Origin of the sequence: Psychrobacter immobilis, from assembly GCF_904846235.1 — a bacterium.
GTDB lineage: Bacteria > Pseudomonadota > Gammaproteobacteria > Pseudomonadales > Moraxellaceae > Psychrobacter > Psychrobacter immobilis_C.
This window is the reverse complement of the sequence record NZ_CAJGZN010000031.1, coordinates 1-11,934: the sequence shown is the minus strand read 5'-3', so window position 1 is coordinate 11,934 and position 11,934 is coordinate 1. Positions and strand designations below refer to the sequence as shown.

Here is an 11,934-nt window from a genome sequence, read left to right as displayed (position 1 = left end):
TGCAATTGATCCCAAAGCGTATCTGTTAATGCTTTTCTTGCCATAACTTGTATTTCTCGCATCGACTCAATAGATGCGGTATTGTAACTATTATTTAGGGCTTATCCAATTGAAGACACGCCCTAGTATCAGCCTTTCAGGGCAGTACTATTTTTTGCCAGTATATGGTGAAATTGTCTAACCTAGAATGACTAGGCGTCAAAAATTGCACTGCATATTGTCTAAAAAATAGTGACTGCCAGCACCACATTTGAATGTTCAACAGACCCTATTATTATAAAAATTAAAATGGTTAGCGCAGTAGATTTTATGCTGCTATTAACTTGATTATTATTGTTACTTATCCCTTATAAGTACGACAAACAAGGAAGTCAGATCTATGTCAAACATTTACCACAGTGCACCATCTGCCTACGATTATCCATTACTGGTCAAGCAGTTATTAAGCCGTGCAAAAACGGTATCGCAAGATCAAGAGATTGTGTATGCGGACAAAAAGCGCCTGACTTATAAAGAGTTGTTTGAGCGTATCAATCGCTTGGCCAATGTATTGGCAGACTTAAAGCTTGATGCAGGTGATGTGGTTGCCGTGATGGATTGGGACAGTCATCGCTATCTTGAGTCTTATTTTGCCGTGCCAATGTCAGAGTACGTTTTACAGACCGTCAATATCCGTCTATCGCCTGAGAAAATCCTTTATACCATCAACCATGCCAAGCCTAAAGTGCTCATGCTCAACTCTGAGTTTGCGCCATTGGTTAAAGACTATCAGTTCGAGAACTCAAGTATTGAGCATATTATCTGGCTTGATGACAACGGTGTCACTGCTGAAGGTATCTTTGGTAGCAACCAAAGCCGTGTCACAGGCGAATATGAAGCGTTATTAAAAGCTGCTAATAGCGAATTTGATTTCCCAGATTTTGATGAAAATACCATTGCGACGACTTTTTATACGTCAGGCACGACAGGTGATCCAAAAGGGGTTTTCTTTAGCCATCGTCAGCTAGTGCTACATACACTAGCAGAAGCGGCAACTTTGGGGATGCTGCCTGATAAGCAAGGCGTGAGCTATGGGGATGTCTATATGCCGATGACGCCAATGTTCCATGTGCATGCATGGGGTTTTCCGTTTACAGCAACCATGGTGGGTCTAAAGCAAGTCTATCCAGGTCGCTATGCGCCTGATACGTTGATGGACTTAATTGTCAATGAAAAGGTCAGTATCACCCATTGTGTACCAACGATTTTGCAAATGGTACTCAAAGAAGCACAAGATCGCGACGCTAGCTTTAATGGTCTAAAAATGATTATTGGTGGTTCAAGATTGACCGAAGGTTTAGCCAAAACGGCGATGGCCCAAGGCATTGAGGTCTATACAGGTTATGGAATGTCAGAGACCGCCCCGCTTATTAGCTTAACGGGTTTTAGTCTCGATGAGCCTGAAATGACTGAAGAAGAAGATATTGCCCGTCGTTGTATGACAGGTAAACCCGTACTCATGGTCGATGCTCAGGTATGGGGTGAATGCAACAAGTCAGTAGGGACTGGACCAGACAATACAGGCGAGCTTGTATTGCGTGCGCCTTGGTTGACCCAAAGCTATCTTAAAAATGACGACGCTGGCAAAGAGCTGTGGGAAAATGGTTATATGCATACCCAAGATATTGCGTACATACGTCCTGATGGCTATATCAAAATCACCGATCGCTTAAAGGATGTAATCAAATCAGGTGGTGAGTGGATTTCATCGTTAGAGATTGAGACCATTTTATCGTTACATCCATCAGTGGCTGATGTGTCAGTGATTGGAGTGCGTGATAAGCAATGGGGTGAGCGTCCATTGGCTTTGGTGGTATTAAAGCCTGATGCTAAGGATACCAGTGCTGATGATATCAAAGCGATTGCAGAAAAAGCGGTAGAGCGCGGTATCATTCCTAAGTATGGCGTACCAAGCCAGTTTAAATTCGTTGATGAGCTACCAAAAACTTCCGTTGGCAAACATGACAAAAAAGTCATGCGTGAGATGTATGCCAATCAAACTGAGATTTAATTAGTATTGATTAAATGTTCAAATATTTGTATTCGTCAAAATGTAGTGCGTATTACACGCTTAATAGTTGACCTTTCCGATAGGCTCTGTTACATTTTAAACCGATACGATATGTATCGGTTTTTTAATTCTGGCAAGGATGACCAGTATTTACTAAGACATGGTTTTTTATAGTTGAAGCATTTTAGAGTTGGTATCAGCCAGTGGCATGTAGACAGTACGCCGCGCGAGATGAATACCGTTATAATTTATTGAATGCCTTAACTATAAAATACTATTGCCTCATTTCTCGTTTATGCTAAGGACAGCTACTATGAGCGACCATTCCCAATCCCCAGTTTCCACCCAAGCGACAGACACCCCAAACTTCGCTGATATTTATCATGAATCTATTACGGATCGAGAGCAGTTTTGGGCTGAGCAGGCGAAGCGTATCTATTGGCATAAAGAGCCTGAGCAAATTCTAGATGACAGTAATCTGCCTTTTGCCAAATGGTTCGTCGGCGGTGAGACAAATCTTTGTTATAACTGCGTCGATCGCCATCTAGCAGACCGGGCAGAGCAAGATGCTTTTGTGTGGGTGTCATCAGAGATTAATCAAGAATTGATAGAAACCTTTCCAGCGGTCGTTGATTCGTTTAAAGATTTAGGTAACAACGTCGAGTTTTATACAGACTATACCAAGCGCCGCCTGACTTATAATGACTTATATAAAGAAGTTAATTATTTTGCCGATGTGCTACAGCGTCACGGTATTGGCAAGGGTGACCGTGTCATCATCTATATGCCAATGATATTGGAAGCGGCTTATGCCATGCTGGCTTGTGCGCGTATTGGAGCCGTGCATTCAGTCGTGTTTGGTGGGTTTGCCGCCCATAACTTGGCTATTCGTATGGACGATGCCGAAGCCAAAATGGTCATTACGGTAGATGCAGGGCTACGAGGCGGTAAGGTCGTCAATTATAAAAACCTAGTCAATCAAGGCGTCGAGCAAGCGACTATCAAGCCAGAGCATGTGCTGGTGGTCAATCGCGGTATATTGCCATTTGAAACCAAAGACATCGATGTCGATTATGCAACCGAGCGTCGTCATAGCTGTGAGGCCAATGCAGTCGTAGAGCCAGTTTGGCTCGAGTCAAATACCCCGTCCTATTTGCTTTATACTTCTGGTACAACCGGTACACCTAAAGGGGTTCAACGCGATACGGGTGGTCATGCCGTCGCGCTGACGACGTCGATAGATTATGTCTATGATGGCAAGGCTGGCGAGACGTTCTGGGCGATATCTGATATTGGTTGGGCCGTCGGGCACTCTTATACGATCTATGCGCCGTTACTGGCGGGTATGACCAGTATCATGTATGAGGGCTTGCCGCATATGCCAAACCCTGGTATCTGGTGGCGTATCGTCGAAGCTAACAAAGTTAATATTTTATTCACCGCACCTACAGGCGTGCGTATGCTCAAAAAACAAGACGAAAGCTGGATGACGCGCTACGATGTGTCCAGTGTGAAGTCGTTCTTTTTGGCAGGTGAACCGCTTGATGAATCAACGGCTAGTTGGTTGACTCAGCATCTAGGCGTACCAATTTTAGATCACTATTGGCAAACAGAGTCTGGGTGGCCAATCTTGAGCCATACGCCAAAATTCAATCATAAGCCGCACAAGCAAGGATCACCTGGTTACCCGATGTATGGCTATGAAGCGCATGTCATTAACGAGGAAACGGGCGATCCTTGTCAGGCTGGCGAAAAAGGATTACTTGCAATTAAAGCACCACTACCGCCTGGTTGTCTCACCACGGTATGGCGTAACGACAAGCGCTTTATCAGCAGCTATTTTGGTCTGTTTGATGGTCAGCAGTACTCAACCTCGGACTATGCAGTGACTGACGAAGAGGGTTATTTCTACATCTTAGGGCGTACCGATGATGTGATTAACGTCGCAGGACATCGCATAGGCACGCAAGAGATTGAGGAGGCAATCAGTACGCATCCAGAGATGGCAGAGTGTGCCGTAGTGGGTATTCAAGACGAGCTAAAAGGCGAGCTACCTATTGCATTCTGTGTCCTAAAAGATCAAACGCAAATTGAAACCACTGAAAACCGCTTCCGTATCGAGCAGCAAGTGATAGGCGCTGTGGTAAAATCTTTGGGTGGTATCGCGCGACCAGCCGCTATCTATTTTCCGCAGGCACTGCCAAAAACCCGCTCTGGAAAAATCTTACGTCGCTCAATTCGTGCTCTGGCAGAAAACCAACCGACAGGAGATATGTCAACGCTTGATAACCCAACCGCTATCGATGCGATCAAGCAAGCGATGAAGGATTACTGATTGATATAAATTAGCACTATATGAGTTAGCGATGGTGTTAATCGCAGCTGACAGATAGGTTAATTTCAAAAAGCTCATGAGTCATCATGGGCTTTTTCGTTTTTGTTATTTAAACCATTTTTATAGGAACACGTGTCATCAAAATAAACTTATATAAAATTTTGATAAAGCGCTTGACCGTAAAAATGGTTTATTGTTATAGTCAATAACGATACAAAATAAATCATTTTAAAATTCAGTTTTTAATAATGTTTTATAGATAAATACTCATCGCTTTTATTTTTCTAATAAATATATAGGTGCCGTCACACGGTAGTCTTGCAAAAAAGATAAGGATATCTTATGCACCACGTTCAACAGCTCATCAATGGTCAGTTCGTACAATCAAACACCGATGAATGGATTGATATCACTGATCCAGCGACTCAAGAAGTCATCGCCAAAGTGCCACAAACCACCAATGATGAGATTAACCAAGCTGTCGTCGCCGCACATACTGCGTTTGAGACATGGCGCAAAACGCCAATTACCACGCGTGCGCGTATCTTTTTAAAGTATCAGTCTCTGATTCGTGATCATATGGATGAGCTGGCAGAAATCTTGACCGCAGAGCAAGGCAAAACGATTGCTGATGCGCGCGGTGATGTGTTCCGCGGTTTAGAAGTGGTCGAGCATGCCGCTGGTATCGCCAATCTGCAAATTGGCGACTTTGTAGAAAATGTTGCGTCAGGGGTCGATACTTATAGTATTTGGCAGCCACTCGGCGTTTGCGCTGGTATCACACCATTTAACTTCCCAGCGATGATTCCGCTATGGATGTTCCCAATGGCGATTGCTACAGGTAATACATTTATCCTAAAACCGTCTGAACAAGATCCGATGGTGACTATGCGTTTGATAGAGCTAGCGATTGAAGCGGGCGTACCAGAAGGCGTTCTTAACGTGGTACATGGTGGCAAAGCAACCGTCGATGCTATCTGTGACCATCCAGATATCAAAGCCGTTTCTTTTGTAGGCTCTACTCATGTAGGCAAACACGTCTATGAGCGTGCAAGTCAGTCAGGCAAGCGTGCCCAGTGCATGATGGGTGCGAAAAATCATGGCGTTATCCTGCCTGATGCCAATAAAGAGCAGACGCTCAATCAGCTAGCAGGCGCAGCATTTGGTGCAGCAGGTCAACGCTGTATGGCATTATCAGTGGTCGTGCTAGTAGGCGCAGCTGGTGAATGGATTGATGAGATCAAAGCAAAAGCGGAAAGCTTGGTCGTCTCAGCTGGGAAAAATGACAAAGACTTGGGGCCACTTATTTCTCCTGCCGCAAAGGCCCGTGTCGAGCATTTGATTGGGACTGGGGTAGAAGAGGGCGCGAGCTTGATTCTAGACGGTCGTGGAATTACCGTTGAAGGGTTTGAGAAAGGCAACTTCGTCGGTCCAACTATCTTTGATAATGTCACAAGCGATATGCAAATTTATCAACAAGAAATCTTTGGCCCAGTACTGTGTATCATGCGTGCTAATAGCTTGGACGAAGCGATTGAACTACTGAATGCCAATCCACATGGCAATGGTACGGCGATATTTACTCAGTCAGGCGCAGCCGCACATAAGTTCCAGCAAGACATTCAGGTTGGTCAAATCGGTATTAATTTGCCGATTCCTGTGCCACTTCCAATGTTCTCATTCTCAGGTTCACGTGGCAGTAAGCTTGGCGACCTAGGTCCTTATGGTAAGCAAGCCGTACAGTTCTATACTCAGACAAAGACCGTGACTGCGCGTTGGTTTGATGATGAAGCGAGCCGCGGTGTCAATACAACGATTTCAATTTAATCGTCAGCTCATTGTATTTTTGGTATAACGTTTTGTATTTACGGTATGACGATAATGCGACTTGCGGTACTATTAAACGCAATTTTATTATCGTTATACCGCTATCATGTCGCGCTAATGTCTTATAAAATCTCTGACCAACATCTTTACTAACATTTTTATTAACGTTTATCTGAGATTTAAGCCCTCTATTTGATCTATAAGAACAAGGATGACCCTATGGATTTTTCATTGACCGATGACCAAGTCGCCTTTCGCCAAACCGCCCGTCAGTTTGCGCAAAAAGAGCTCAAGCCAAATGCTGCTGAATGGGATCGCAACTCGCACTTCCCAGTAGATGTGATCAAAAAATCTGGTGAGCTTGGATTTTTAGGGCTGTATGCCAATCCAGAATATGACGGCTTAGGCTTACCAAGACTCGACTCAGCAATGGTGTTTGAAGAGCTTGCATGGGGCGATACGCCTGTGGCAGCGTATATGAGTATTCATAACATGGCGGCATGGATGATTGGTGAATATGGTAGCGATACGCTATGCAAAAAATATCTACCCAATATGGTCAGCGGTGAGTGGCTTGGCAGCTATTGCCTAACAGAACCAAATGCAGGGTCTGATGCAGCCTCCTTACGTACCAAAGCGGAGAAGCAAGGCGAGCATTACGTACTAAACGGTGAAAAAACCTTCATTTCTGGCGCAGGCTCAACCGATGTATTGGTAGTAATGGCACGTACTGGTAGCGCTGGGCCCAAAGGCGTGTCAGCGTTCGTCGTAGACGCCAATAGTGCTGGTATCGAATATGGCAAAAACGAGCATAAAATGGGCTGGAAAGCACAGCCAACACGCACGATTAGTTTTAAAGACGTTAAAGTCCCTGTAGAAAACCTGATAGGTGAGGAAGGCCAAGGCTTTCGTATCGCGATGAAAGGACTGGATGGTGGTCGTATTAATATCGGTATTTGTGCGGTAGGTACGGCACAAGCGGCGTTAGAGACCGCAACCAGTTATGTGCAAGAGCGCAGCCAGTTTGGTAGCCCGATTGCTAGCTTACAATCGGTACAGTTTAAACTTGCTGATATGTTGACCCAGACCATCGCCGCACGCCAAATGCTGTATCTAGCAGCTGATAAAGTTGACAACAACGATGGACAAGCGTCTACCTACTGCGCAATGGCAAAACGTCTGTCTACAGATCTTTGTTTCGATGTTGCTAATGAGGCCCTGCAGTTGCACGGCGGCTATGGTTATCTAAATGAGTATCCGCTTGAGCGCCATGTACGAGACTTACGTGTCCATCAAATTCTGGAAGGTACCAATGAGATCATGCGTGTGATTATTTCACGTCAAGTTCTACAAGATGAAGGGCTAAACCAGCTACGCTAATTTATCTCGTTTTACTGAAACAAGGATGTTTTATGACAGATTATACAAATCTACAGCTATCAATTGATGGCCATACCGCAACGTTGACGTTGAATAACCCACCGGCACATACGTGGACGATGGACAGTCTGCAAGCACTTAAGCAGCTCATCACAGATCTCAATGCCAACGACGATGTTTACGCATTAATCGTGCATGGAGATGGCGAAAAATTCTTCTCAGCTGGTGCAGATTTAAACAACTTCTCAGACGGCGATAAAGGCCGTGCCATCAGCATGGCGATTGCATTTGGTGAAGCATTTGAAGCGCTATCTGCCTACCGCGGTGTCAGTATCGCTGTCATCAATGGCTATGCGATGGGCGGCGGGCTAGAGTGTGCGCTCGCATGTGATATCCGTATCGCAGAAGTGCACGCCCAGATGGCACTGCCAGAGACGGGCGTGGGATTATTGCCATGTGCTGGCGGCACGCAAAATCTACCTATGTTAGTAGGGGAAGGTTGGGCCAAACGTATGATACTGTGTGGTGAGCGGGTCGATGCAGATACGGCATTGCGTATCGGTTTGGTTGAAGAGGTCGCGGCCAAAGGTGATGGTTTGCAAATCGCTCAAGACTTAGCAAAAAAAGTCGCAAAGCAATCACCCGTTGCTGTCAGTTATTCCAAGCAACTTATTCAAGCGGCTAGAGACACCCCACCTGCGCAAAATCTTATTCATGAGCGTGAAGCTTTCGTGAAGTTGTTTGATACCAAAGATCAGCGCGAAGGGGTGCAGGCCTTTTTAGAGAAGCGTAAACCCAATTGGCAAAACAAATAAACAGCAGTCAAAACGCTTGAGCCATTTTTATTATTTAATTTTGTAGGTCACTTTTATGACAGCAGCTATGACAGCGACGAACGATACTAAACAAGAAGCACCTGTGTTATTTAATACTGAGTCGACAGATTGCGGGCACTTGATTGGAGTCATGACTCTCAATACACCTAAATCACTTAATGCACTCAGCGTTGATATGTGTCAATTGCTCTCAGCGCAGTTAGAGCAGTGGCAAGCGGACGAGCAAGTGGTAGCGCTTGTGTTAAAAGGTGCAGGGGATAAAGCGTTCTGTGCGGGCGGCGATATTCGTAAGCTCTATGACAGCATGTCTACCAGTGCACCAATGCCAAACCCGTATGCCACTGAATTTTTTAGTCACGAGTATCGTCTCTATCGTCAAATGCACTTTTATTCGAAACCACTGATACTTTGGGGTGACGGTATCATCATGGGCGGGGGTATGGGGCTGATGGCAGGATGTAGTCATCGTCTGGTCACTGAGCGCACACGTTTCGCCATGCCTGAAGTCACTATTGGACTGTTCCCTGATGCTTCTGGCAGTTGGTTTTTGCAGCGTATGCCTGCTAAGACGGGTTTGTTTTTAGGTTTAACTGGAGCGATGTGTAATGGCAGTGACGCGCTATTGGCCAATCTAGCAGAATATGCTGTTGCCAGCCATGACTATGATGCTGTTATCCGATGTCTCAAACAGAGCAACTGGCAGGCAGTCGATAACACGAGCGGTGCAGATAAGTGCCATAACAATAGCGCACATAGTATTGTCAGTCGTGCACTTGCTGAGCTGCCAGTAGCCGAACTACCTGATAGTAAGCTTGCAACATATTGGCAACCTATTCAGCAACTGATGAATAGTGGCGGTTTGGCTGATATTGATACGCTGCTACAAAGCGATACTGCGCTCGCACAGCTAAACCAAGATTTTGCAGCAGACAGCTGGACGCAGCGCGCAGTCGCCACTTATCGGCATGGCTGCCCGGTAACGGCTGCATTAACCTATGCGCTGTATCACAAAGTCGCTGACCTATCGATCGAACAAGTACTGTATTTAGAAACCAACGTCGCAGTACATTGCGCGGCCAATCCTGACTTCAAAGAAGGCGTGCGAGCACTATTGATTGATAAAGATAGAAGTCCTAAATGGTCGCGCTCATTAGTAGATTGTATCAGTGTGGAAGGGCAGGCGTATATCGACCAGCATTTTGTCAATCCTTATGCAAAAGGTGAGCATCCTTTGAGCGATTGGTTAGGCAGTGACGCTTTGGGTAGTCAGTATGTCCGCTAACTGCCTAAAAGAAATTTATAACGTAAGACAACCAGCGATTTCATAAAGTTTTAAAGAATGATGCTAAGACGTAAGATGGCAGCATTCATTAATAAGCAATACTCGCTAATAAATACTGTTAAATAGTATGTAGCTATTGCTACATCATAAATCATCAAGGAGTGATGAGATGGGTACAAAGGATACAAGTACGATGGATAATAATAACTCTAAACCAAATATTGCCTTTATTGGGCTTGGTAATATGGGTGCACCAATGGCAGAGAACTTATTAAAGGCAGGTTATGAGCTATCTGTCTTTGATTTGTCTGAGGTTGCAACCCAGCGCTTAGCACAAGCAGGGGCCAGCGTCGCAAAAAGTCCTAAAGATGCTGCAAGTAATGCTCAAGTTGTGATTAGTATGTTGCCTGCAGGTCAGCATGTACATTCTGTATATTTAGGCGATAGTGGCTTTGATGGATTGCTCGCAGAGTTACCAAAAGGCACGCTTGTGATTGACAGTAGTACGATTGCGGCGGCTGATGCAAGGACGGTAGCAGAGGCGGCAGATAAGCTTGGTATAGACTTCTTGGATGCACCCGTTTCTGGTGGTACAGGTGGGGCAGTTGCTGGTAGTTTGACCTTTATCGTCGGCGGCGATGATGCTGCTTTTGCTAAGGCTGAGCCAATACTTGCCGTGATGGGCAAAAACATCTTTCATGCGGGCGAGCACGGCGCAGGACAAGTGGCAAAAATTTGCAACAATATGCTGTTAGGTATTTTGATGACAGGGACGGCAGAGGCGATTAATCTAGGCGTCAAGAACGGCTTAGACCCCAAAGTGCTATCAGACATCATGCTACAGAGCTCAGGGCGTAACTGGACACTAGAAGTTTATAACCCTTATCCAAAAGTCATGGAAAACGTGCCCTCTAGCAATGGCTATCAAGGGGGCTTTATGAGCAAATTGATGCAAAAAGATCTAAACCTTGCGATGCAGACAGCTCAAGACACGCAGGTGGATACACCGATGGGTGCCAAAGCAACAGAGCTATATGCCTCACATACTGTAGAGAATGGTGATAAAGACTTCTCTAGCATTATCGGACGTCATGATGTCTCATTATTGTCTTAAACATGATTCTCTTGACTGTCTCTCTTAAATGTAACCCTTAGACACACCAATTCTTAAATATACTAATATTAAGAATTTTTAGTATCACTAGTAGATGGCATTAATTAAGAGAATGCATTTGCTAAAAATAAAAAGGACGACGCTAAAATCATAGCGTCGTCCTTTTTTTGATGACCAATCTACTGTGTTAGCTTTGCAAATCATACACGAGGGTTTGGATATCCTGTGCCGCTTTTTGCAGTCGTGGTACATGGGTCAATAGATCATCAAGTGAAACCCGTATGGTTGGTGCATGCAGATATAGTGAAGCCAGATAGCGTGACTTTTTGTCTAATATAGGTACAGCCACCGCTACCATCTCAGAGATAAATTCCTCATTGTCGATACCAATGCCAGTATCAGCGATACGATCAAGCTCAGCATTTAATGCATCGATATCAGTAATCGTATTCTTAGTGAACTTATCTAATGGTAACCCTTGTAGTATTTTCATACGGCTAGTTGTAGATAGTTGGCTTAGATAGAGCTTACCAGTCGCTGTACACCACATAGGTGACTTTGCCCCGACAGGAAGATAAATCTGTAGTGGCAAAGTCGTCTGAGCACGGTTGGTATAGATCATATCCATATGATAGGGAATGCCAATACCGCAAGTTTCTTTAAGCTCATCAACCAGTTTTTGCAAAATCATCTGCCGCTCGTTAAAGAACAGTCGTTGTTGCCATAGCTCAACGCTCAAATTGCGTACGCGCTTACCAGGGATAATACCGCCACCAATATCAACAGTCAAAAAACCATCATCAACCAAGTTTTGAATCAATCTATGAATGGTCGGTTTAGGGATATCGAGCTCCTGTGAGAGCTCTAGTGGAGAAAGCGGTTTTGAAGCATAGGACACTGCTTCGATGATTTCTAGGACACGGGTAATCGACGATACTTTAGGCATATACATAGCTCGGTAGGAGTAAAGAAATAGAGCAGACTGAACCGCCCCGGGATTGTCGGAGACTCAACATTCTGAGAGAATACGACAATGAAAAAACAAACCTACACTCCTGAGATTAAAGAACGCGCCGTTCGCATGCTGATAGAAGCGTTGGGCGACTATCC

At 44.9% G+C, this 11,934-nt stretch carries 8 protein-coding genes; 7 read left to right on the top strand and 1 reads right to left on the bottom strand.

Annotated elements, in window-relative coordinates; all coding sequences use genetic code 11:
* Nucleotides 1-379 precede the first annotated feature (379 nt).
* From JMX07_RS13030 to mmsB, 7 genes are all read left to right on the top strand, one after another.
* Entirely contained in the window at nt 380-2,050 is a 1,671-nt protein-coding gene (locus JMX07_RS13030) for a fatty acid--CoA ligase (protein WP_201608374.1), read from the top strand.
* 313 nt (nt 2,051-2,363) lie between these two features.
* On the top strand, nt 2,364-4,385 hold the full coding sequence (locus tag JMX07_RS13025; protein WP_201608373.1) for a propionate--CoA ligase: 2,022 nt from the start codon (nt 2,364-2,366) through the stop codon (nt 4,383-4,385).
* A gap of 342 nt (nt 4,386-4,727) precedes the next feature.
* Complete coding sequence (locus JMX07_RS13020) at nt 4,728-6,212, top strand: CoA-acylating methylmalonate-semialdehyde dehydrogenase (RefSeq protein WP_201608367.1); 1,485 nt, start codon at nt 4,728-4,730, stop codon at nt 6,210-6,212.
* Nucleotides 6,213-6,431: 219 nt separating this feature from the next.
* Nucleotides 6,432-7,592 (top strand): acyl-CoA dehydrogenase family protein, encoded by a 1,161-nt coding sequence (locus tag JMX07_RS13015; RefSeq protein WP_201608365.1) that lies wholly within the window; start codon nt 6,432-6,434, stop codon nt 7,590-7,592.
* 32 nt (nt 7,593-7,624) lie between these two features.
* Complete coding sequence (locus tag JMX07_RS13010; RefSeq protein WP_201608363.1) at nt 7,625-8,407, top strand: enoyl-CoA hydratase; 783 nt, start codon at nt 7,625-7,627, stop codon at nt 8,405-8,407.
* Between the two features lie 55 nt (nt 8,408-8,462).
* Nucleotides 8,463-9,710 carry an enoyl-CoA hydratase/isomerase family protein gene (locus JMX07_RS13005; RefSeq protein WP_201608361.1) on the top strand — a complete coding sequence of 416 codons (1,248 nt, stop codon included), beginning with the start codon at nt 8,463-8,465 and terminating at the stop codon, nt 9,708-9,710.
* Nucleotides 9,711-9,879: 169 nt separating this feature from the next.
* Nucleotides 9,880-10,824 (top strand): 3-hydroxyisobutyrate dehydrogenase, encoded by a 945-nt coding sequence (gene mmsB, locus JMX07_RS13000; RefSeq protein WP_201608360.1) that lies wholly within the window; start codon nt 9,880-9,882, stop codon nt 10,822-10,824.
* A gap of 187 nt (nt 10,825-11,011) precedes the next feature.
* Here mmsB and JMX07_RS12995 read toward each other — a convergent pair whose 3' ends face one another.
* The gene (locus JMX07_RS12995; protein ID WP_201608359.1) at nt 11,012-11,770 is read right to left on the bottom strand and encodes an IclR family transcriptional regulator; all 759 of its coding nucleotides are present in this window, start codon (nt 11,768-11,770) and stop codon (nt 11,012-11,014) included.
* Between the last annotated feature and the right edge of the window lie 164 nt (nt 11,771-11,934).